This window comes from Pseudooceanicola marinus, from assembly GCF_002786295.1.
GTDB classification, from domain to species: domain Bacteria; phylum Pseudomonadota; class Alphaproteobacteria; order Rhodobacterales; family Rhodobacteraceae; genus Pseudooceanicola; species Pseudooceanicola marinus.
In genome coordinates this window covers 165,880-187,954 of sequence record NZ_PGTC01000017.1, presented here as the reverse complement: position 1 = coordinate 187,954, position 22,075 = coordinate 165,880, and the positions used below count along the sequence as shown (strand labels likewise).

The following is a 22,075-nucleotide window of genomic DNA, read 5'->3' as shown; positions in this document are numbered from 1 at the left end:
GTGGCGGGACTCCAGCGGCAGCGCCGCGCGCGGCTGACGCGGCGCCTGCGGTTCCTCGGGCTTTGCGCGCTGCTGGTTCTCGGTCTCTGCGCACTGATCCTGTCGCTTGGGCAAAGCTTCACCCCGCCCGCCACGGTCCTGCGGGTGCTGGGCGGCGAGGCGGTGCCCGGTGCGGGCTTCACCGTCCTGCAGTTGCGCCTGCCGCGGGCCGTGGTGGGGGCATTGGCGGGGCTGAGTTTCGGCATGGGGGGCGCGGCCTTCCAGACCCTGCTGCGCAACCCGCTGGCCAGCCCCGACATCATCGGCATCAGCGCCGGCGCCTCCGCTGCGGCGGTCTTTGCCATCACCGTGCTGGGCCTTGCGGAGCTGCCCGTGGCCGTGGTCGCAGTGACCGCCGGTCTGGGCATCGCCCTGCTGATCTACCTGCTGTCCTGGCGCCAGGGCGTGGCGGGCGCGCGGCTGATCCTGGTGGGGATCGGGCTGTCGGGCATGATGCAAAGCCTGACCGCCTACATGCTGTCCCAGGCCGAAAGCTGGACCCTGCAGGCCGCCATGCGCTGGATGACCGGCAGCCTGAACGGTGTCCAGCTGGAGCAGGCGTTGCCCTTGCTGGCGGCCCTGGCGATCTGCGGCGGCGTGCTGCTGATCGCCGCGCCGGCGCTGGAGGTCATGCGTATGGGCGACGAAACGGCCGCGGGGCTGGGCGTGCGCACCGGCTTGATCCGCGCCGCCGTGGTGGTGGCCGCCGTGGGGCTGGTGGCCGTGGCGACGGCCATGGTCGGGCCGGTGGCCTTCGTCGCCTTCCTGTCGGGGCCGATCGCGGCGCGGATGACGGGGCGGGACGGCTCGCTGCTGCTGCCTGCCGCGCTGGTCGGGGCGGTGCTGGTGCTGACGGCGGATTACGCTGGGCAGTTCTGGTTGCCCGCGCGGTATCCCGTCGGCATCGTCACCGGCGTGCTGGGCGCGCCCTACCTGCTTTTCCTCATCATCCGCAGCAATCGAACCGGAGGTGGCCTGTGAGCGTCCAGAGCCTGTCCATCCGCGCCCTGGCCGCAGGCTATGGCGGCGCGCGCATCCTCAAGGGGATCGACCTGGAAATCGCGCCGGGCCAGATCACCGCCATCGTCGGCGCCAATGCCTGCGGCAAGTCCACGCTCTTGCGCGCCATGTCGCGGCTGCTGTCGCCGGAGGCGGGCGAGGTGCTGCTGGACGGGACATCCGTCCATGCCACGCCGCCCCGCGCGCTGGCCCGCCGCCTTGGCCTGCTGCCCCAGGCGCCCCAGGCGCCGGAGGCGATCACCGTGCTGGATCTGGTCAGCCGGGGCCGCCACCCGCACCAGGGTCTCTTCGGCGGCTGGTCGGCCGAGGACGAGGCCGCCGTGGCCGAGGCGCTGGAGCTGACGGGCACCGATGCCCTGGCGGAACGCGAGGTCGCGGCCCTGTCAGGCGGCCAACGCCAGCGGGTCTGGATCGCCATGGCCCTGGCCCAGCAGACCGAGGTGCTGCTGCTGGATGAGCCGACGACCTACCTGGACGTCAACCACCAGGTCGAGGTGCTGGACCTTCTGACCGACCTCAACCGCCGTCGCGGCACGACCATCGTCATGGTCCTGCACGAGCTGAACCTGGCCGCCCGCTACGCCGACCGGCTGGTGGCGATGCGAATGGGGGAGATCCATTCCGAGGGCGCGCCCGGGGATGTCCTGACCGAGGCGATGCTGCGCGCTGTCTTCGACCTGGAGGCGCGGGTGATGGACGATCCGGTCAGCGGGCGCCCGATGATGATCCCGGTGGGCCGCCATGGTCTGCGCGCGCGCCAGCAAGAGGAGGCAGGCTGATGATCCATGTGGAAACCGACCTGAAGGTGCCGGCGCAGGCGTTGCGCAAGGTGATCCGCGCCCAGGCGCAGGAGTGGGACATGGCCTTCACCGAGACGGAGGACTGGCTGCGGGTGCAGATGATCGGCGGTGTCCTCAGCGTCAGCGGCCAGGGGCGTGCGGCGCGGATGCGGGTGGAGTCGGATACCGCCTCCGACCTGCAGGCGCTGCGCGACTACCTGACCGGCGAACTGGTGGAGCGCGGGCTGAGGCCTCAATGGGAAGGGGAGCGGCCACAGACGCGCCCGGCCAACCAGTCTCTGGCGCGGGTTGCGCGAGTCGCTCGGATCTCGCCCTCCTTCCGGCGGGTGACGCTGGCGGGGCACGAACTGGCGCGCTTCGACGAGGCACAGGGGTTCCACTTTCGCCTGCTGTTCGGCCCCGAGGGCGCTGGCTGGCCCGGGGTCGACGACATCGGCGTGACGGTCTGGCCCGGGGGTGCCGCGGCCTGGCATCGTCCGGTCTACACGGTTCGGAAACTGTGGACCGAAGGCGGCGTGCCGCATCTCGATTTCGATATTGTGCTGCACGAGGGCGGCACGGTGACGGAGTGGTCGGCGCAGCTGGCGCCCGGATCCGAGGTGATCCTGGCCGGCCCTGGCGGCGATCAGGGCCGGCGGGCAGAGGGCTGGCAGCTCTTCATGGGGGATGCCACAGCCGTGCCGGTCATCGCGCGGCTGTTGGCACTGCTGCCCGAGGAGACGCGGGGGCGTGCGGTGCTGTTCGTGCCCGACGCGGACGACCGTCAGCCGCTGGATCATCCGGCGGGGGTGGAGGTCCAGTGGGTCGTGGGGGACACGCCGGATTTCGCCACGACCCTGGCCGGGGCAGAGATGCCGGCAGAGGATCGTTTCGTTTTCGCCGCCGGTCCCCGGGCGGCCATTGGCAGGCTGCGTGAGGGGCTGGCCGAGGTCGGGCTGGGCAAGCGCGAGGTCTATGCCGCCGCCTATTGGTAACGGACGCCATGGCGTAGAGGAGAAAAAGGGGCCCGCCGATCCGGCAGGCCCCTTTTTTGTTCAAGCACTGGCGCGGCTCACTTCTCGGGCAGCAGCCCGCGTGGGCTGAAGCGCAGCACGACCAGCAGCAGGATCCCCATCAGCAACATCCGCATATGGGCCGCGGAGTTGATCATGTGGGTCTTGAAGTCGCCCTCGGGCAACGGGCCCATGACCGCCTGCATGATCTCCGGGCCCCAGTCGCCGGCCTTGACCCAGAGATACCAGATCAGCACGCCACCCAGCACCGAGCCCCAGTTGCTGCCCGAGCCACCGACCACGACCATGACGAGGATCAGGAAGGTGTAGCGCAGCGGGTTGTAGGAGGAGGGCGTCATCTGCCCGTCGAGCGAGATCATCATCGCGCCTGCCAGCCCGATCACCGCCGAGCCCAGCACGAAGATCTGAAGGTGACGGCGGGTGATGTTCTTGCCCATGGCCGCCGCCGAGGTCTCATTGTCGCGGATGGCGTGCATCATCCGGCCCCAGGGCGATTTCAACGCCATTTCCGAGGCCCAGATCAGCAGCAGGATGACCACGATGAAAAGCGCCAGGAAGGCGAGCTTCACCAGCAGGGTCGAGGCCAGCGTCGGATCCAGCCCCCAGGCCTGGGCCTTCTCGGCGAAGCCCGGGCGCGCCTGAAGGTCGATCTCGTAAGGCACCGGCCAGGGGCGGGGGATGCCGTTGACGTTCAGCACGCCCCGGTCCAGCCATTGCTCGTTCTTCAGCACGGCCACGATGATCTCGGCGATGCCCAGGGTCGCGATGGCCAGATAATCCGAGCGCAGGCCGAGGGCCGTCTTACCCACGAGCCAGGCCGCTCCGGCGGCCAGCAGGGCGCCGACGGGCCAGGAGATCAGGGTGGGCAGGCCCAGCCCGCCCAGGTTGCCGGCGGCGGACGGGTTGATCGCCTCGATCGCCGTGACGGCCGGGTCGAAGAGGGCGCGATAGACGAAGAAGCCGACCAGCAGGATCGCCGTGACCGCCAGGCCCCGTGCGCGTCCCTTCGGCATGCGGCGCCAGGTGACGACCGACAGCACGAGGGCGATGGTCGCCACGACGAAGGCGGTCAGGATGCCCATGCCGCCCGCCGCAAAGGCCCCGGGCGTTGGCGGCATCGAGATCAGCACGGGCGCCAGGCCGCCAAGCGCCAGGAAGCCCATGGCGCCGGCGTTGAACAACCCGGCAGTACCCCATTGCAGGTTGATCCCAAGCGCCATGATGGCCGAGATCAGCCCCATGTTGAGGATACCCAGGGCCGAATTCCAGCCCGTGGTCAGCCCCTCCAGCAGGATCAGCAGGGCGAGGATGGCGAAGAACAGCGGTGCGCGCAGCGGGCTGGGGTCGCCTGGTTGACGAGTTGGGCTCATACCACTTTCCCCCTGAAGATACCGGTGGGACGGAAGATCAGCACGAGGATGAGGATCACGAAGCTGACCGCGAACTTGTAGTCGGTCGACAGGAGCTGGACGAGGCCGTCAGGCTCCCACGCGGGGACCAGGTAACCCGCCACCTTCTTCCAGGCGTAGGTCAGCCCGACCTCCGAGAAGGAGATGATGAAGCCGCCCACGATGGCGCCCACCGGGTTGCCGATGCCGCCGACGATGGCGGAGGCGAAGATCGGCAGGACGATCTGGAAGTAGGTGAAGGCCTTGAACGACTTGTCGAGCCCGTAGAGCGTGCCGGCGATCGTTGCCAGGGCTGCCGTCAGCACCCAGGTCACCTTGACCACCCGGTCGGGGTCGATGCCCGACAGCAGGGCCAGATCCTCGTTGTCGGAAAACGCCCGCATCGACTTGCCCGTGCGGGTACGGCCCAGGAACCAGAACAGCGCGGCCACGGTGATCGCCGCCGTGACGACCGTGATCGCCTGGGTGGTGCGCAGGGTCAGCGGCTCGCGCATGCCCGTCATCTGGTTCCAGGTCCGGGCGGAGATGATGAAGCGTTCGCCATCTGCGAAGTTGATCTGGTCGACGCCGATCAGGAAGCGGGTCAGCGCGTTCATCACGAACATCACGCCGACCGAAACCATGACCAGCACCACCGGCTGAGCGCGGATGCGACGGTAGTAGCGATAGACCACCCGGTCGGTGCCCAGCATCATCAGCGCCGTCACCGCGATGCCGAAGGGCAGGGCGATCAGCGCCGTCGGCAGCGGGCCAAAGGTGATGCCCATGGCCTGAAGGCCCCAGGTGATCAGGATCACCACCGCAGTGCCGAAGGCCATGGTGTCGCCATGGGCGAAGTTTGAAAAGCGCAGGATCGAGTAGATCAGCGTCACCCCGAGCGCCCCGAGCGCCAGCTGTGCCCCGTAGGCCGTGGCCGGGATGATGACGTAATTGGTCAGCGCGACCAATGCGTTGATGACTTCCATCTGTTCTCAGCCCCCCAGGAAGGTGCGGCGGACCTCCGGGTCGGCCAGAAGGGCCTTGCCGGTGTCGGTGTAGCGGTTGGTGCCCTGCACCAGGACATAGCCGCGGTCGGCGATCTCCAGCGCCTGGCGGGCGTTTTGTTCGACCATCAGGATCGAGATCCCGGTGCGGGCCACCTCGATGATGCGGTCGAACAGCTCATCCATCACGATGGGCGAGACACCCGCCGTGGGTTCGTCCAGCATCAGGAGCTTCGGCTGGGTCATCAGTGCGCGGCCCACGGCCACCTGCTGACGCTGCCCGCCGGACAGTTCGCCCGCGTTCTGGTGGCGCTTGTCCTTCAGGATCGGGAAGAGGGTGTAGACCTGCTCCATCGTGTCGTGGAAATCGTCGTCGCGGATGAAGGCGCCCATCTCCAGGTTTTCTTCCACCGACATGGTGGGGAAGACATTGTTGACCTGCGGCACGAAGCCCATGCCCTTCTTCACCCGGTCCTGGGGCGACATGGCGGTGATGTCGGTGCCGTCCAGCATGACAGATCCGCCGCGCAGGGGCAGCATGCCGAAGACGGCCTTCATGGCGGTGGACTTGCCCGCGCCATTGGGGCCGACGATCACGGCGATCTGTCCCCTTTCGACGGTCAGGGTGCAGCCATGCAGGATGTCCGCGCGGCCGTAACCGCCGGTCATGTTCGAGGCGTCGAGATAGCTCATGTCGCGTCTCCCTTGCCGGCGTGGTCGCCCAGGCCGGGCTGCGCGCCCAGATCCTCGCCGGCGGCGGCCTCGGCGGCGTCCTCCGCCACGACCTTGTTCTTCAGTCCGGTGCCCAGGTAGGCCTCGATCACGGCTTCGTTCTCCATGATATGATCGGCGGGGCCTTCGGCCAGGACTTTTCCCTCGGCCATGACGATGACCGGGTCGCAGAGGCGGGCGATGAAATCCATGTCATGTTCGATGACGCAGAAGGTATAGCCACGTTCCTTGTTCAGCCGCACGATGGCATCGCCGATGGTGTTCAGCAGGGTGCGGTTCACGCCGGCGCCGACCTCGTCGAGGAAGACGATCTTGGCCTCGACCATCATCGTGCGGCCCAGCTCCAGCAGCTTCTTCTGTCCGCCGGAGAGGTTGCCGGCCTTTTCCTCGGCCAGGTGGCTGATGGTGAGGAAGTCCAGCACGTCGTCGGCCTTGGCGCGCAGGGCCGCCTCTTCGGCGCGGATGCGGCCACGGGCGAACCAGGTATTCCACAGCGTTTCGCCCGACTGCCCTTCGGGCACCATCATCAGGTTCTCGCGCACCGACAGGGTGGGGAACTCATGGGCGATCTGGAAGGTGCGCAGCAGACCCTTGTGGAACAGCTGGTGCGGCGTCAGCCCGGTGATGTCCTCGCCGTCCATGGTGACCCGGCCCGAGGTGGGCGCGTGGACGCCGGCGATGACGTTGAAAAGGGTGGATTTGCCGGCGCCGTTCGGCCCGACGAGACCGGTGATGGATCCCGTGGCGATTTCGATGCTGGCATGGTCGACGGCCAGGAAGCCGCCGAAGGATTTGACTAGGTTCTCGACCCGGATCATGGAGTTCCCCGACTGGGCCGGCCGCGCGGGCCGGCAGGTGTCGTTCCGACATGAAAGACGGCCCGGGACGATGCGTCCCGGGCCGACCCTTCGCCGTGACGCGAGATCAGCGGTAGCCGACCGTGGTGATCTTGCCGTCCTCGAAGAGGATCTCGCGGAAGGTGCCGGCGGCTTCGCCTTCACCGATCAGCTCGACCGCGGTGGCGCCGTCGTAGTCGATGGCCTCACCCGCCTTCAGCAGTTCCAGGCCCTTGGCCAGTTCACCGGGGTAGATCTTCTCGCCGGGGCCGTTGGCGACCTCCATGATCATGTCCTTGTAGACCTTGGGATCGGTGGAGCCCGCGGCCTGCATGGCCAGCAGCATCAGCGCGGCACTGTCGTAGGCGCCGCCCGAGTAGGCGGAGGAACCGTCGAAGCCGGCCTCTTCGGCCATGGCGAGGTAGGTGGACATGCCTTCCCCTTCGGAGTCGGGCAGCTGGCCGAAGGAGCCTTCGAGTTCCGCGCCGAAGTTGTCTTCCAGCGCCTGGCTGACCATGCCGTCGGGGAAGACGAAGGTGTAGAAGGCGCCGGTGTCCAGCGCGCCGCGCAGCACGCCCGAGCCGCCCTGGTCGACATAGCCGATCAGCACCAGCGCGTCACCGCCCGCGGAGGCCAGCGCGCCGACCTCGGCAGAGTAGTCGCCCTTGCCGTCCTCATGGGCGGCGGAGATGGTCACCGTGCCGCCGGCCTCTTCGAAGGCGGACTGGAAGCTGTCGGCCAGGCCCTTGCCGTAGTCGTTGTTGGTGTAGGTCACGGCGACCGATGAGATGTCTTTGTCCAGGATCTCCTGCGCCATCACCTCGCCCTGGCGGGCGTCGGAGGGGGCGGTGCGGAAGAAGAACCCGCCGTCTTCCATGTCCGACAGCGCGGGCGAGGTCGCGGAGGGCGAGATCATCACCACGCCGTTCGGCATGCCGACGTTCTGCAGCACGGCGGTCGTCGCGCCAGAGCACATGGCGCCCATGATCCCCTTCACCCCGTCGGAGGTGACAAGGGTTTCGGCGGCGGCGGTGGCGGCGGCGGAATCGATGCAGGTGCTGTCGCTGCGCACGGCCGTCACGGTGTCGCCTTCCAGCAGCATGCCGCTGTCGGAGACTTCCTTCATCGCCATCTCGGCGCCCTGGGCCATCGGCCCGGCGAGGGATTCCAGCGGGCCGGTGAAGCCCAGCAGGACGCCCATCTTGATCTCTTCGGCGCTGGCGGCCGAGGCGCCAAGCGCGAGGGCGGCGGTGGTCATGAGGATTTTCTTCATTGCGATCTCCCTCCAGGGATCCGGTTTTTCCGGTCCCGGCTATTTGTTCGTTCCGACAGGGAGGCGGGCTCCCGTCTATTCACGAATGGGGCGGATCGGCGCGCGAAGGTCAAGAGGCTCAAGCGTTGTTTTTGCGGAATCCTGTCCCGCATTTCGCGTGGTAATGGACCTTAGTGCGGTCGCCAGGGAAGGCGGCGCCCCGGGGGGCGGGGTCCTTTCGCCCGCGGTCAGCACCATCGCCCTTGCGGGCTTGCCCCTGGGGCATGTCGTGAACTGTCATCAAAAGGTCGTTTGCGTTCCCGGATCATTCTTGCTACCAATCCCTTCGATGTCGAAAGCAAAATGCATCCTGAAGCCTCCAGTAGAGCTTTGATTTTACATTGGCCATTTCTGGCCTAGGTTTGCTTTCATCAACTGTTTACTTCACAATTCGAAGGAGAACTTTATGCGTTCCATTGCGCTTGCGTCCACGGCACTTGTTGCCACGCTTTCCCTGCCCATGGCCGCCCAGGCCCAGGATGAGGCGGGCCAGTGCGGCGAAGTCTCGATCGCCCAGATGGGCTGGGCCGCCGCCGAGGTGACCACCAACATCGCCAAATTCCTGCTGGAACAGGGCTACGGCTGCGACGTGTCGCTGGTGCAGTCGGACACCATCCCCGCCATCACCTCGGTTGCCGAGAACGGTGAGCCGGACGTGGTGACCAACCTGTGGCTGAACTCGGCCGGTGACGCCTATACCAAGCTGGAAGAGGGCGGCAGCATCAAGCGTCTGACCTCCGTTCTGGAACCGGGCGGTGTCGAAGGCTGGTGGATTCCCTCCTACCTGGCTGAGGAACACCCCGAACTGACGACCATCGAGGGGATCCTTGAGAACCCGGAACTGGTCGGCAACCGCTTCAATAACTGCCCGGACGGCTGGGGCTGCCGTGTCGTGTCCGACAACCTGTCGCGCGCACTGGACCTCGAAGGCCACGACATCGAGGTCTTCAACCACGGCTCCGGTGAGACGCTGGCGACCTCGATGGGGGCGGCCGTCACCAACGGTGAACCCTGGTTCGGCTACTACTGGGGCCCGACGGTCCCCCTGGGCAAGTACGACATGACCCGTGTCGACCTGGGCGGTTACGACGAAGCGACCTTCACCCCGTTGCAGAACCCCGACACACCGGACCCGCAGGTCTCCGACTTCCCGGCGGCGCCGATCCTGACGTCGGTCACCTCCACCTTCTCGGAGGAAAATCCGGCGGTCACCGAGTTCTTCACCAACATGACCTTCTCCACCGACCAGATGTCCAGCCTGCTGGCCTGGAAGGATGAGAACAACGCTTCCAACGAGGAAGTCGCGGTCTACTTCCTGTCCAGCGCAACGGACACCTGGACCGGTTGGGTGAACGACGCCGCGCGCGAGAAACTCTCCGCGCTGGTGGAATAATCAGCCATGGCCCCGTGTCGGGGCATCAGGATATTCGACGGGGCCGGTACGCCGGCCCCGTTTCTTGGTTTTACAACAAGGGTGGGCTGGTGATGGCCCGACAGACACATGGCAATCTATGACGGTCTTTTCGACAGTCTTGGCCTGAGGGACTGGTGCGACGCAGAGGCCTCCGACGGGCCGATGTCTATGGCCGACCTTCTGGCGAAGACCGCAGGCGACAACGGTGACTCGGCGGGAACTCCGCTGCATGATCTTCCTTTCCCCTCTCTTGACGCCCTGAACGACGCCTGCGCTGCGATCCCGCAGTCGCGGGACCTGACCTCGGGGCTGGAGACCGGCTTCCTCGGCATTCGAGACGCACTTCGCTTCGTGGTCGACCCGTTGACCCAGCCGCTGAGCTGGGCCCTGGAAAACATGCTGTGGCTGATGACGGAAACGCCCTGGTGGGCGATGATGCCGATCCTGCTGCTGATCACCTGGGCTGTGGCGCGTTCGTGGAAGGTCGTGGGCTTCGTCGCCCTGGTGGTCGCGGGGCTGGCCTTTGTCGATCACTACGAGGTGGCGATGCAGACCCTCGCGATCATCTTTGTCTGCGCCTTCATATGTGTGCTGATCGGGGTGCCCATAGGCATTGCCATGTCGCGCAGCGACCGCCTGCAGGGCGTTCTGACGCCGGTGCTGGACATGCTGCAGACGCTGCCACCCTTCGTCTACCTGATTCCGCTGATCTTCCTGTTTTCGGTGACCGAGCCGAAGCTCTACGGGATTGCGGTGATCCTTTATGCCATCGTACCCGTGGTCCGGCTGACCAACCTCGGCATCCGTCTGGTTGATCCCGACGTGATCGAGGCCGCCGATGCCTTCGGCATGACCAAGAGCCAGAAGCTGTTCGGTGTGCAGATCCCGCTGGCGCTGCCCAACATCATGGCGGGCGTGAACCAGACGATCATGATGTCACTGGCGATGGTTGTCATCGCTTCCATGGTTTCGGCGCCCGGTCTCGGCATCCTGGTGCTGCGCGGCATCCGTAACCTGGAACTGGGCGTGGGTCTTGTGGCCGGTCTGGGTATCGTGGTCCTGGCCATCGCGCTGGACCGCGTGACCAAGGCCTCGCTGGCCCGGATCGACGCCAGCCAGGCATCGCGCTGAGGAGGATGAGAGAATGACCGAGAAGAACGTGAAAGTCTCCATCCGCCACCTTTACAAGATCTTCGGCGCCAACCCTCCGGCGGCGCTGGAGAAGGTGAAGGCGGGCATGTCCAAGACCGACCTTCTGGACCAGACGGGTCACGTCCTGGGCCTGCAGGACATCAACGTCGACATGAAGGAGGGTGAGATCACCGTCATCATGGGCCTGTCCGGGTCCGGGAAGTCGACGCTGATCCGCCACCTCAACCGCCTGATCGAGCCGACGGCGGGCGAGGTTCTGGTGAACGGTGAGGACATCCTGTCCTGGAACGACAGCCAGATGCGCACCCTGCGGCGTGAGAAGATGTCGATGGTGTTCCAGAAGTTCGCGCTGTTGCCGCACCGGACCGTCCTGGAAAACGCCGGCATGGCGCTGGCCACCCGCGGCAAGAAGCGGGCCGAATTCGAGGGCGAGGCGCGCAAGTGGCTGGAACGTGTCGGGCTGGAAGGTCAGGACGACCAGTATCCGCACCAGCTGTCGGGCGGTATGCAGCAGCGTGTTGGTATTGCCCGGGCGCTGGCGTCGAACTCGGACATCATGCTGATGGACGAGGCGTTTTCCGCCCTCGACCCGCTGATCCGCACCGATATGCAGGACCTGCTGCTGGAGTTGCAGGAGGAGCTTCACAAGACCATCATCTTCATCACCCACGATCTGGATGAGGCGCTGAAGCTGGCCGATCATCTGGTGATCCTGAAGGATGGCGCGGTGGTGCAGCAGGGTGAGCCGCAGAAGATCCTGCTGAACCCGGCGGATCCCTACATCGAAGACTTCGTGGCCGACATCAACCGCGCCCGCGTCCTGCGGGTTCGGTCCATTATGACCGAGGCCGCGCCTGCCGGCGAGATCGCGGGCGATGTGGATCCGGCGGACAACCTGGAAAGCGTGATCGCCCGGGCGGGCGGCGCGATGGACCGGGCCTACCGGGTCGTGCGCAATGGCGAAACGCTGGGCTATGTCGACCTGGCAGAGATCATGCGCGCCCTCGTGCCGCGTGAGACCGGCGCCGCTGCCTGAGCCCGGGCACCAGGTGTGAAGACCGGAGGCGCCCGCGGGTCATTGCGACCGGCGGGCGCCTTTTCCTTTGCGGGGCGGCTGTCGGGACAGCTTCGCATTGTCGCGGTCGGGGCGATCCCGGGCAAGGGCAATTCCCTGGCGTTTCCTGCGCCAGTGCTGTGTCGGGAGGGACGATTCGGTGGCGGACAATTGCATCAAGGCGTGGCCGCGGATTATCCTGCGGCCACCATCGGGGGCTTTTTTGTCATGATCTCGTTCTCAAGGCGCATTTTTCTGATCGCCGCGCTTCTCTTTCTTTCCGCAAGCTTCGCCCGGGCAGAGGACGTTCTGCTGACGATCGAAACGGGGCATGGCATCGAAACCTATGACCGCGCCCGGTTGGAGGCGCTGCCGCAGGTCGAACTGACGACCCACACCACCGTCACCGACGGGCCGCAGCATTTCACCGGGCCGCTGATGCGCGACCTGCTGGCGGATGCGGGGGTCACCTCCGACAGGGTGATGGCCCTGGCGCTGAACGATTACGAGATCGATCTGCCGGTGGAGGATTTCACCCGCTATGACGTGATCGCCGCGCTGACCAGGAACGGCGAGGCCATGAGCCCGCGCGACAAGGGCCCGATCTGGATCGTCTATCCGCGCGACGCGCACCGCGAGTTGCAGGACATCAATTTCGACTACCGCTGGGTCTGGCAACTGACGCGCCTCGAAGCCCGATGAGCCGGGCCACCTTCTGGCGCACCATGGTGCCCGTCCTGCTGCTGATGCTTTGTGTGGGCCTTCTGGTCTATGGCTTCCTGCGCCTGCGGGCGATCGAGGATTCCATGCGGCTGGACGATGCCACCAACATGGTCTGGGTGATCAGCCAGACCCAGGTGGAGGCGCTGGAGTTGCAGGTGGTCCTGGCCAAAAGCCCCGGGGAGGCTGGGCGGATCGGGCCGCAGTACGATCTCTTTCGCAGCCGCATCGACATGCTGACCCAGGGCCCGCAGCTACGGTTCCTGGACCGGCTGGGGTTCGCCGGCCCTGTGCTCGCCGCGGCCCGCGCCGCGCAGCGTCTCGACCCGGCGGTGCGGCAGTTGGCGCCCTACGAGGAGCAGGAGTTGAGCCGACAGATGGGCGTACTGGTGCGGGAGCTGAACCGGGCGGCGAACCGGGCAATGGTCAGCGAATGGCGGGTCCTGTCGAACCGACTGGGCAGCTATCGGACGGCGGTGGCGCAGGTGGCCTATTCGCTGGGCATCGGCGTGTTGCTGGCCATCTATCTGGGCTGGCGCATCCTGGCGGACCGGCGCGCGCGGCTGGATGCCGAGATCCTGCGCGAACGCTCGCAGCGGCTGGAGGAGGATCTGGACCGCGAACGCGCCACCGTCGCCCATTGGCGCGACTTTGCCGCCGTGGTTTCGCACCAGTTCCGCACGCCGCTGGCGGTGATCGATAGCGCGGCACAGCGCATGTACCGCCGTGGCCAGCCCGCCGCGCCGGAGGTTCTGGAAGCCAAGCAGGCCACGATCCGCGAAATGGTCGGCTCGCTCGACCGGCTGGTGGATGCGGCGCTGCTGATCGGCCGGATCGACCACCAGATCGTGCGCCCCCAGCAGGTGATCGTCGATCTGGTCCCGCCGGTGCGCAGCATCGTGGAGGAGATGCGCCGGCGGCATCCGGGGCGACGGATCTCGCTGACGGTCGCCGAGCCGGAACTGTGCGCCTGGTGCGATGCCAAGCTGGTGCAGCACGCGCTGATGAACCTGATCGACAACGCGGTCAAATACTCGCCCCCCGACACGCCGGTCGACCTCACCCTTTTCCGGCAGGACGGGCAGGTGGCCTGTGCCGTCGCGGACCGAGGTCCCGGCCTCAGCGATGCCGAGGCCGAAAGGCTCTTCGCCCGGTTCCAGCGCGGCGAGGATGCGCCGGCGGCGGGCACCGGGATCGGGTTGTGGCTGGCGCAGCGGCTGGCGCTGCTGCTGCAGGGGCGGATCACCGTGCAGCCGCGGACCGGCGGCGGGACGCTCTTCACCCTGTGGATGCCGGAAACACCCTCCGACAAGGAGGAGGCCGTGTCATGACCGAACCCGCGACGATCATGGTTTGCGAAGATGAACGCCACCTGCGCAACGATATCTGCGAGGAGTTGACCGAGGCAGGCTATCGCGCGCTCTGTGCCGGGGACGGGCTGCAGGCGCTGGAGATGTTGAAGGACACGCAACCCGACCTGATCCTGTGCGACATCGCCATGCCGCGCATGGATGGCCGGGCCCTGTTGCAGGCCCTGCGGGCGGAGCACAGCGCGCTTGATGCGGTGCCCTTCCTGTTCCTCACGGCCTTCGGAGACCGGGCGGACATCATCGACGGCAAGATGCGTGGTGCGGACGACTACATCGTCAAGCCGGTGGACTACGAGGTGCTGCTGGCCACCATCGCGGCCCATCTGCGCCAGGTCCGGCGGGTGGCCTCGGCGCGGCCGACAGAGGGGGCGGTGGAGGCGGCACGAACGGCGCTGGCCGAGGCCGAGGCCGGGGCCTGGGCCGCGCTCGACCGGCTGTCGCAGGGGATCGTCCTGCTCGACCCGGCGGGCCAGGTGCTGCACGCCAACGCCGTCGCCCGCGCGCTGTGCCAGCCAGGGTCCGGTCTGCGTCTGGACGAGACGCTGCGCGCTGAGGTCGAGCCCACGAAGTTGCGCGAGGGGCTGACGGAGGCGCTGTCGGGTGGGACGTCGACCGCCGTGGCGCCGGTGCCGCTGGTCCGGCCCGATCGCGGCCAGGGGCCGATCCTGCTGCTGTCGCGGCTGGACAGCAGCACAGGGCAGGGGGCTGCGGTGATGGTGCTGATCGTCGATCCTGCCCGCCGCGCGGTGCCCGACCCCGATCTGCTGCGCCGGGCCCTTGGCCTGACGCCCACCGAGGCGCGCATCTCCGGCCTGCTGGCCAGCGGGTTGCGCAGCGATGCCATCGCCGAGACCCTGGGCGTGTCGCCGACCACCGTGGCCAGCCACCTCAAAAGCGTTTTCGCCAAGACGGAAACCCACCGTCAAACCGATCTTGTGGCATTGCTGCTGGCACTTTCCGCCATTCCCTCCTCCGAATAGGGGAGGCGCAGGGGATCGGCATTGCGTTACCCTATGCTCATTACCTGAGTGGAGAAACATTTTTTCAGAATGTACGACTTTTCGTCCCCGGTCGCCGTGCGTCTTTTCTGACGCACGGCGACCTTTATTCTGTTCCGCATCACTCACCCACTGACTCATTCGCAATCGCACTGGCCTGCAAACTGCACACAAGCTCCGTTGCGGGTCTGGGCCGGCCATGTCGCGATGACGGTCCAGTCATTGCATGGACGCAGCCCCTGTTTCGCGGCGGGGCGGGGATGTTCTGCAAAGAGAAACGCGCTCCGATGGAACATCGCGCCCCGTTCACAGTTGAGTGACAGTGACCCACGCTCAGGAGCCTGTCCATTGGAACACTTGGCCCGCCGCCTCGGCCTTCGCACGGACCCCACCATTTTTTTCGTCTCAGCGGGGGTCACGATCGTCTTCGTGATTGCGCTGGTCCTGTTCCCCGAGGGGATCGGAGACGCCTTCGCCGCCGGGCGATCCTGGATCGTGACCAACCTGGGCTGGTTCTTCATCCTCGGGGTCAACGTCTGGCTGGGCTTCCTGATCTGGGCGGCGGTGTCGCGACACGGGCATATCCGGCTGGGGCCCAAGGGCGAACGGCCGGAGTATTCCAACCTCTCCTGGTTCACCATGCTGTTTGCCGGGGGCATCGGCACGGTCCTGATGTTCTGGGGCGTGGCGGAACCCATCAGCCATTTCTCCAGCCCGCCGCTGCCGGGGGTGGAGGCCTACACGGAAGAGGCGGCGCGCGATGCGATCTCCATCGCAATCTACCACCTCGGGCTGCACACCTGGGCGATCTTCACGCTGCCGGGGCTGGCCTTTGCCTATTTCATCAACCGCTATGATCTGCCGGTCCGCGTCAGCTCGGTCTTCTACCCGCTGCTGCGGGAGGGCATCCATGGCCCGGTCGGCAAGGCCATCGACATCGTCGCGATCCTCGGCACGCTTTTCGGCGTCGCGGTGTCGCTTGGCCTCGGCTCCAGCCAGATCGCGGCGGGCCTCGACGCGCTTTTCGGGACCGGGGACGGGACCGTGGTGCAGGTTGCGATCCTCACGGTGCTGACCCTTGTCGCCATCGGATCCATCGTCGCGGGCCTCGACAAGGGGGTGAAGCTGCTGTCGAACCTCAATATCGGCATGGCGGTGGCGCTGATGGTCTTCGTGCTGGTCACCGGCTCCACGCTGTTCCTGCTGCGCGGGCTGGTCGAAACCTTCGGCCTCTACTTCGAGAACCTGCCGCGGCTGGCCTTCTGGAACGACATGCTGGCCAATGAAAACCCGGGCAACGACGACTGGGGCTGGCAGGGCAGCTGGACGGTCTTTTACTGGGCCTGGACGGTGACCTGGTCGCCCTTCATCGGGCTCTTCGTTGCGCGCATCTCGCGCGGGCGCACCATCCGGGAGTTCGTCTTCGGTGTGCTTGGCGCGCCATCCCTGTTCACCCTGGTCTGGTTCGCCATCTTCGGCTGGCAGGCGATGGAGTTCGACGGTATCGGCCTGGCCGCGCGCGAGGCCCTGGGCGACAGCGCGGGCCAGATCAGCGCCGCGGTGGCCGACAGCATCCCGCTGGCCATGTTCGCCTTCTTCGAGCACTTCCCCTTCACCCCGGTCGTCCAGGGGCTTGCGGTGGTGATCGTCGCGATCTTCTTCGCCACGTCGTCGGACTCGGCCTCGCTTGTGGTCGACATGCTCTGCACCGGCACACCCAACCCCGGCCCAACCCATCAGCGCGTCTTCTGGGGGGCGGCCGAAGGGCTGGTGGCGGCAATGCTGATCGTCCTGGCCGGAGAGGCCGGGTTGACCGCCCTGCAACAAGTGATCACCGTGGTCGGCCTGCCGATCTTCATCCTGTGCAGCATGATGATCCCCTCGCTGATCCGGGGCTTCGCGCAGGAAGACATCGACCACGTGAACGTCGGGACGCGCCCCGAGCTGGACAGCTTCGCAAGATCCGGGGCCGATGATGCGGGGAGCTAGCGGTGCCCGACCCAGCCCCGGTCGTCCGTGAAGGCGCGCGCCTCGGAGATCTGTGTCGGGCCGTAGCCTTCGGGCAGCGACTGCAGCCGGGGCAGAGGCGCCTCTGACGCGGCCAGCAGGATGTTGCCCCGACCGGAGGCCCCGAGAGAGCCGAGGACGACCTGCACCTCCGGGTAAAGCTCCGTAAGGATTGCGTGCACGCCCCGCGCCAGAGGGCCGTCGGGACCGTCGATCAGGTTCACATAGACGGGCCCGTCAACGATCTGGCGCAGTCGCTCGAAGGTTTCGAGCGTGACCAGATGCGCCGGGACCGACCCGGAGGAAAAAGCATCCATCACCGCCGCGTCGAAGCGCGCCTCGGTTGCGTTGAGGTAGGTGCGGCCATCGGCATGAACGATGCCCAGGCGCCCCTCGGTCGCGTCCGACGGAGCGGCCGCGTCATACCCCGTCCGGGCGATCATCGCCGCCGCGCGCGGCAGGTGCGCCCGCACGACGTCGGTGACCAGCGGGTCGATTTCCACCGCGATGGCCCGTGCCTCGGGGCGTGACGCCAAAAGCTGCGTGGGCAGGGTGTAGCCGCCGCCGCCGACGAAGAGAACCTCGGGCGCCGGGCCCAGGTCCGTGTCGAGGCGCGACCACAGCCAGCTGGTGTAGGACAGTGCCAGGTCGCCTGTGCCCTCCGCGGCAGCCGTCTTGAGCTCTGCGGCCTGCAGCACCCCGTCGGAGAACAGCCGGACCTGGGCCCCCCGCTGATCCACGTCGAGGCAGGATTGCCCGGATTCGAACTCGCAGGCCGGGGTGCCCGCCAGCCCGGCGAAGGCGACGAAACCGGCGGCGGCGATGGTCACGCCGCGGCTGTTGGCCGCGCCGCCGCGCAGGAAGGGCAGGCACAGCAGCGCCAGCATGCCGCAGGCGGCGAAGGTGGCCGTGGCCCCGATCAGCGGCAATGCGACGAAGCCCGACAGGATCGAACCGAAAATCGCCCCGATCGAGCCCGCCGCCATGACGAACCCGAGGGAGGATCCTTCGTGGCCGGGGCGGGCCTCGATCGCGAGTTTGGCCAGGAGCGGCGAGGGCAGGGTGATGAAGACCGAGGCGGGGAAGAAGACGACGATCACGCAAAGGACCATGCCGCCGGTGCCCCGCGCGCCCCAGGAATGCAGCACGCTCAGTACCGCCGGAGAGACGGTCATCAGGACCGCCGTCGTGATCAGCGCGCCGCGCACCCGGCGCAGTGCCTCATCCCGAGGCCGTTCCGCCACCATCCCGCCCAGGGCGCTGCCCAGGGAAAACCCGCCCAGAACGGTGGCGATCACCGTGGTCCAGGTCAGCAGGGACGTGCCGAAAAAGGGGGCCAGGACGCGCCCGGCGGCGATCTCATAGGTCAGGCCGACGGCGGACATGACCAGGGTGAGGGCAATGGCGACGGAGAAGCGGATGGGAGGGTCCTACTCGGTTGAAGGGCTGTGGATCCGGTGGTGCCTCGGACTGTACCTAGGAACCAGCGTGGCCTCTTCACAAATCTAATGAAACGTCGATCTCGATCTCGGAAATCTTGTGCCACAAAAGTGGGTATGCCTGAACAAGCCATGCACAGCTCTCAGTCCATGCGGCAGGCGCAGGCGTTTTGATCCGCGCCCGCGATCAGATCCGGCGACCGGTCGGAACCAATTGTCCAAACCTCTCGATCCCTGAGGGCAGAAGGGGTGGCATCACGTTGAAACCGTCGGCCGCGCCGGCCTCGACCCACTCCCGCATGACGCCGGCCACGTGATCGCCCGTCCCGACCAGAAGGAGGTGACCGCGCCCGGCGGCGAAACGGGCAAGCAACTGGCGCAAGGTCAGGGCCTTCTGCTGTGCCTCGCCAAGCAGGACGTGGGCGCGGGAGTTGCTGAAGGCATTGGGCGCCAGATCCGCCGGGCCGAAGGGCACCGGCGCGTCGAGGGAAAGGCCGGCCAGGGACAGACCCAGGAAGCGCTCCAGCTTGGTTCTGGCATGGTCGAGGTTCAGGCGCTGCGTAAGCGTTGCCAGCTCCGCCTCGGCGGCCTCCGCCGTCTCGGCCACGAAGGGAATGAGGCCGGGCAGCACCGCGATCTCGTCGGGGTTTCTGTCCGAGGCTGCGGCCAGCGCCCGTGCGCGATGCCGGAACGCCCTGGCCTCGGTCATGTCGGATTGCACGGTAAACACCTGGTCGGCGTGGCGTGCCGCGAAGGCAAGTCCGGTGGGCGAGGACCCGGCCTGCGCCAGCAGCGGCCGGTCCCAGGGGGCGGGGGAGAGGTTCAAGGCCCCGTGGATCGCGCCGAACCGCCCCATGGCGTCCACCCGGGGCGGTGTCGCGTCCAGCCAGCGCCCCGCCGCCTGGTCGGCAAGCCGGGTGATCCCGTCCCAGCCGCTCCAGAGGGCGCGGACGGCCGCCACCACCTCCTCGGCCCGGGCATAACGTTCTTCGGTGCCGGGCATCTCGGGCCAGCCGAAGTTCTCCGCCTCCTGCGGATAGGAGGATGTGACGATGTTCCAACCCGCCCGGCCTGCGCTCAGATGGTGCAGGGACAGGATGCGCCGGGCCAGGTGCCAGGGATGGTTGAAGCTGGTCGACGCGGTGCAGGTCAGCCTCAGCCGGCTGGTTGCGCCGGCGACCGCGGCCAGAACCATGAAGGGGTCGAGCGTTTCCGAGGGGTGCTCCTCGGGCCAGTCCTGCAGGCAGAGGATGTCCCCGAGGAAGAGCCCGTCGAACCCGGCTGCCTCGGCCTGCTGGGCGCATTGGATCCAATGGGCCAGCGTCAGAGGCGCTGTCGGATCCACGTCGGCATGGCGCCAGGCAGCTTCATGGCTGCCGAAACCGAAGACCACCGCGTTGAGGATCATTGTGCCACCTCGTCGGGAACGAGGGCCTGTCCTAGCGTCTGGGTGGTTTGGCGCGTCGCCGGTCGCGGGGGCAGGGGGACGGCGACCAACTCCGGGGCGTTCGGTGCGTCTGACAGCATGACAGGATGCGACAACACTGTGTCGTGGAACATGGGACCTCGCTCCGCCGGCATTATCCGGATCAGCTTTGAAAGGGTCCGCGCGGCGCCGCGCATCTCAGCCCCCGTTTCGGAGCACCCCTGGTTACGACCGTCACCGTGCAGACGACCTGTGGCGGTGTCAATGTGTCGGTTCCGACTTACGGGTCGGCGGACCGTCTGCAACCGGCCAATCCCATATCGCGTGGCGCCGATTTTCAGACCGCAAAGGGGCGGTTGAGACAGGGCGCCGTATCTCAGGGTATGATTGCATGATGAGAGAAAACGGGTTCGAGGGCGCAGAACGATGGTTCAGTTGATTTACCCCTCTATCGGGCAATCTCGGCCTGGCTGGATTGAAACCGGATTGCTCACGCAAGAGAATTGGCCCCCGACCAGAATTCCGCTCAACCGGCTGATCCCATTCACCTTTCAGAGAGCGCCTGGCCGTGCGCACGCTTGTTCCTTCGCATGTGTTTGGTAAGCATCAACTCATATTAGTCGTAATGCGCAGATCAAGGATCTCTGTCCTTTGCAACGTTTTGAAAACAAGGTCGTCATTATCACGGGTGCGGCCTCGGCGCGGGCACGGCCAAGCGTCTGCCGCACGCCGCCAAGCTCAGCCACAGCCCGACACTTCTGAGCAAGACAGCCACGGAACAGCGGATCCGCCTCGACCCCATCAAGATCAGCGCGTGAAGCGTTCCGCGCTCATCCCGGTTCGAACACCTCAACCAGCATGCCCTCGTTGTCGTGGATGAAGGCAAAGCGCGATCCGCTGCCGTCGGGCACCTCGCGGGGCGGGGCGACGATCTCCACCTGTCGGCCTCGCAGATCGGCCAGTGCCGCGTCGAGATCGGCCACGCCGAGCGCCAGATGCCCGATCCCGCCGATGCGCAGGTTCGTGTCGGGCCGGCGTCTGTCGTCGCTCATCGGCGCCGCCGCATCGTTCTGGAAAAGCTCGATCCGGATGTCGTCGCGCCCGATGAAGGCCGCGCGCACGTCGGGCCAGCCGTATGTGGAGAGCAGCTCGAAACCGAACGTCTCGCGATACCAGGCGATGCTTGCATCGAGGTCGCTGACTGTAGCACCGACATGGTGAAGGCCGCAGAGGGCGATGGTCTGTGTCATATCTTTGGTTTCCGAGTTGCTGAGTTTGTCGGTCGATGGATGATCGCTCTTCGGGCCCCGGACCGGGTCGAGCGCGATTGCCGTTCCGGCTGGTGTCATCGCGGACTCCGGCCCAATCGCGAAACGCGGCGCCGGTTTGCGCCTCAGATCGACGCCTGGGCCAGGACGTCCCGCATCGGCATCGGGTCACGGCCGAGAAGGCGGGCAAGGGTCGGGTCCGGGCGGTCGAATTCGCCCGCGCGCGCCGCGCGGAAATAGCCCGTCAGAAGGGCGATCGCGCCGTCGGGGACGCCGCTCTGCCGGGCGCGACGCGCCATCTCCTCTTCCGACACCACCTCCCGCGCGATGTCGCGACCCGTCACCTCCGAGGCGAGCCGGGCGAGATCCGCAAGGTCGAGGGCCTCGCCTCCGGTGAGCGGGGGCGTGGCGCCGTCGATCACCTCCTGACCCGCGAGCAACCGGGCATCGGCCTCGGCGAGGTCGTCATGCGTGGTCCAGGCGACGCGGCCGTCTTCGGGGCCGGCGAGTGTTCCCTGCGCGAAACCTTGAGTGTTCATGCCCAACGCGCTCGCCGCGTAGAACCCATGGCGGAGCGCGGTCCAGGGCAGACCTGACCCGGCCAGCATGGCCTCGGTCGCCGCGTGATCGCGTCCGGGCGGAAAATGCGAGTCCGGCGAGGCCGAGATCTGGCTCGTGTAGAGCAGGTGCGCGACGCCGAGCTCGCGTGCCACATCAATCGCCACGCGATGCTGTGCAAGCGGATCGCCCCCGCGGGCGGCGGCGTTCGAGGACACCAGCAAGACGCGTTCCGCACCCTCCCAGGCATGGTACAGGCTGTCGCGGTCGTCGTAGTCGCCGCGCCGTACGCGAATGCCAGCCCTGGCGAGATCGGCCGCCTGCGCGGGATCGCGGGTGCTGATCCCGATCCGGCCGGCAGGCACCAGTGTGCCGAGATGATCCACGACCCTGCGGCCGAGCTGTCCGGTCGCGCCTGTGACGATGAGCATGTCGGTCTCCCTTGATCGGCCGGCGGGGCCGGACAATCCGGCGCCGCCACGAGAGAAATCTGGCTGTTCTTTGGGCCGGTGACTACGTGTCTGT

General features: G+C 67.0%; 19 protein-coding genes and 1 riboswitch. Of the genes, 10 read left to right on the top strand and 9 right to left on the bottom strand.

Features of this window, described 5'->3' with window-relative positions:
* From CVM50_RS12860 to CVM50_RS12850, 3 genes are read left to right on the top strand one after another with little or no spacing between them, the layout of a single operon-like run.
* Positions 1-1,020: a FecCD family ABC transporter permease gene (locus CVM50_RS12860; protein WP_232618239.1), complete on the top strand. Its 1,020-nt coding sequence runs from the start codon at positions 1-3 to the stop codon at positions 1,018-1,020.
* On the top strand, positions 1,017-1,838 hold the full coding sequence (locus CVM50_RS12855; RefSeq protein WP_085886819.1) for an ABC transporter ATP-binding protein: 822 nt from the start codon (positions 1,017-1,019) through the stop codon (positions 1,836-1,838). The genes CVM50_RS12860 and CVM50_RS12855 overlap by 4 nt, the downstream gene beginning before the upstream one ends.
* Positions 1,838-2,833: a siderophore-interacting protein gene (locus CVM50_RS12850; RefSeq protein WP_085886818.1), complete on the top strand. Its 996-nt coding sequence runs from the start codon at positions 1,838-1,840 to the stop codon at positions 2,831-2,833. Before CVM50_RS12855 ends, CVM50_RS12850 begins: the two co-directional genes overlap by 1 nt.
* Positions 2,834-2,910: 77 nt before the next feature.
* Here the strand turns inward: CVM50_RS12850 and CVM50_RS12845 are convergent, their stop codons facing one another.
* The 5 genes from CVM50_RS12845 to CVM50_RS12825 all read right to left on the bottom strand — a co-directional run bounded on the left by CVM50_RS12845 (position 2,911) and on the right by CVM50_RS12825 (position 8,105).
* Complete coding sequence (locus tag CVM50_RS12845) at positions 2,911-4,242, bottom strand: branched-chain amino acid ABC transporter permease (protein WP_085886817.1); 1,332 nt, start codon at positions 4,240-4,242, stop codon at positions 2,911-2,913.
* Entirely contained in the window at positions 4,239-5,246 is a 1,008-nt protein-coding gene (locus CVM50_RS12840) for a branched-chain amino acid ABC transporter permease (protein WP_085886816.1), read from the bottom strand. The genes CVM50_RS12845 and CVM50_RS12840 overlap by 4 nt, the downstream gene beginning before the upstream one ends.
* A 6-nt stretch (positions 5,247-5,252) precedes the next feature.
* Positions 5,253-5,957 carry an ABC transporter ATP-binding protein gene (locus CVM50_RS12835; RefSeq protein WP_085886815.1) on the bottom strand — a complete coding sequence of 235 codons (705 nt, stop codon included), beginning with the start codon at positions 5,955-5,957 and terminating at the stop codon, positions 5,253-5,255.
* Positions 5,954-6,814: an ABC transporter ATP-binding protein gene (locus CVM50_RS12830; protein WP_085886814.1), complete on the bottom strand. Its 861-nt coding sequence runs from the start codon at positions 6,812-6,814 to the stop codon at positions 5,954-5,956. The genes CVM50_RS12835 and CVM50_RS12830 overlap by 4 nt, the downstream gene beginning before the upstream one ends.
* Positions 6,815-6,920: 106 nt before the next feature.
* Positions 6,921-8,105: an ABC transporter substrate-binding protein gene (locus tag CVM50_RS12825; protein WP_085886813.1), complete on the bottom strand. Its 1,185-nt coding sequence runs from the start codon at positions 8,103-8,105 to the stop codon at positions 6,921-6,923.
* Between the two features lie 445 nt (positions 8,106-8,550).
* On the opposite strand from CVM50_RS12825, the gene CVM50_RS12820 reads away from it, so the two are divergent.
* The 7 genes from CVM50_RS12820 to CVM50_RS12790 all read left to right on the top strand — a co-directional run bounded on the left by CVM50_RS12820 (position 8,551) and on the right by CVM50_RS12790 (position 16,841).
* Positions 8,551-9,537, top strand: coding sequence for an ABC transporter substrate-binding protein (locus CVM50_RS12820; protein WP_085886812.1), 987 nt, complete (start codon positions 8,551-8,553; stop codon positions 9,535-9,537).
* Between the two features lie 108 nt (positions 9,538-9,645).
* Complete coding sequence (locus tag CVM50_RS12815) at positions 9,646-10,689, top strand: ABC transporter permease (RefSeq protein ID WP_085886811.1); 1,044 nt, start codon at positions 9,646-9,648, stop codon at positions 10,687-10,689.
* 13 nt (positions 10,690-10,702) lie between these two features.
* Complete coding sequence (locus CVM50_RS12810) at positions 10,703-11,746, top strand: quaternary amine ABC transporter ATP-binding protein (RefSeq protein ID WP_085886810.1); 1,044 nt, start codon at positions 10,703-10,705, stop codon at positions 11,744-11,746.
* A 246-nt stretch (positions 11,747-11,992) separates the two neighbouring features.
* Entirely contained in the window at positions 11,993-12,466 is a 474-nt protein-coding gene (locus CVM50_RS12805; RefSeq protein WP_100148508.1) for a molybdopterin-dependent oxidoreductase, read from the top strand.
* Positions 12,463-13,815, top strand: a complete 1,353-nt coding sequence (locus CVM50_RS12800) for a sensor histidine kinase (RefSeq protein WP_085886809.1) — start codon at positions 12,463-12,465, stop codon at positions 13,813-13,815. The genes CVM50_RS12805 and CVM50_RS12800 overlap by 4 nt, the downstream gene beginning before the upstream one ends.
* A complete protein-coding gene (locus CVM50_RS12795; protein WP_085886808.1) occupies positions 13,812-14,834 on the top strand; it encodes a response regulator in 1,023 nt (340 codons plus the stop codon). Before CVM50_RS12800 ends, CVM50_RS12795 begins: the two co-directional genes overlap by 4 nt.
* A 366-nt stretch (positions 14,835-15,200) precedes the next feature.
* Positions 15,201-16,841, top strand: a complete 1,641-nt coding sequence (locus tag CVM50_RS12790) for a BCCT family transporter (protein WP_085886807.1) — start codon at positions 15,201-15,203, stop codon at positions 16,839-16,841.
* Here CVM50_RS12790 and CVM50_RS12785 read toward each other — a convergent pair.
* From CVM50_RS12785 to CVM50_RS12770, 4 genes are all read right to left on the bottom strand, one after another.
* Positions 16,838-18,244, bottom strand: a complete 1,407-nt coding sequence (locus tag CVM50_RS12785) for a fused MFS/spermidine synthase (RefSeq protein WP_085886806.1) — start codon at positions 18,242-18,244, stop codon at positions 16,838-16,840. The two genes, CVM50_RS12790 and CVM50_RS12785, sit on opposite strands and share 4 nt — an antisense overlap.
* Before the next feature lie 241 nt (positions 18,245-18,485).
* Complete coding sequence (locus CVM50_RS12780) at positions 18,486-19,706, bottom strand: NtaA/DmoA family FMN-dependent monooxygenase (RefSeq protein WP_085886805.1); 1,221 nt, start codon at positions 19,704-19,706, stop codon at positions 18,486-18,488.
* Positions 19,707-19,847: 141 nt separating this feature from the next.
* Positions 19,848-19,957: riboswitch (TPP riboswitch) on the bottom strand.
* A 597-nt stretch (positions 19,958-20,554) separates the two neighbouring features.
* Positions 20,555-21,073 (bottom strand): VOC family protein, encoded by a 519-nt coding sequence (locus CVM50_RS12775; protein WP_232618238.1) that lies wholly within the window; start codon positions 21,071-21,073, stop codon positions 20,555-20,557.
* Between the two features lie 44 nt (positions 21,074-21,117).
* Positions 21,118-21,981, bottom strand: coding sequence for an SDR family oxidoreductase (locus tag CVM50_RS12770; RefSeq protein ID WP_085886803.1), 864 nt, complete (start codon positions 21,979-21,981; stop codon positions 21,118-21,120).
* Positions 21,982-22,075 lie beyond the last annotated feature (94 nt).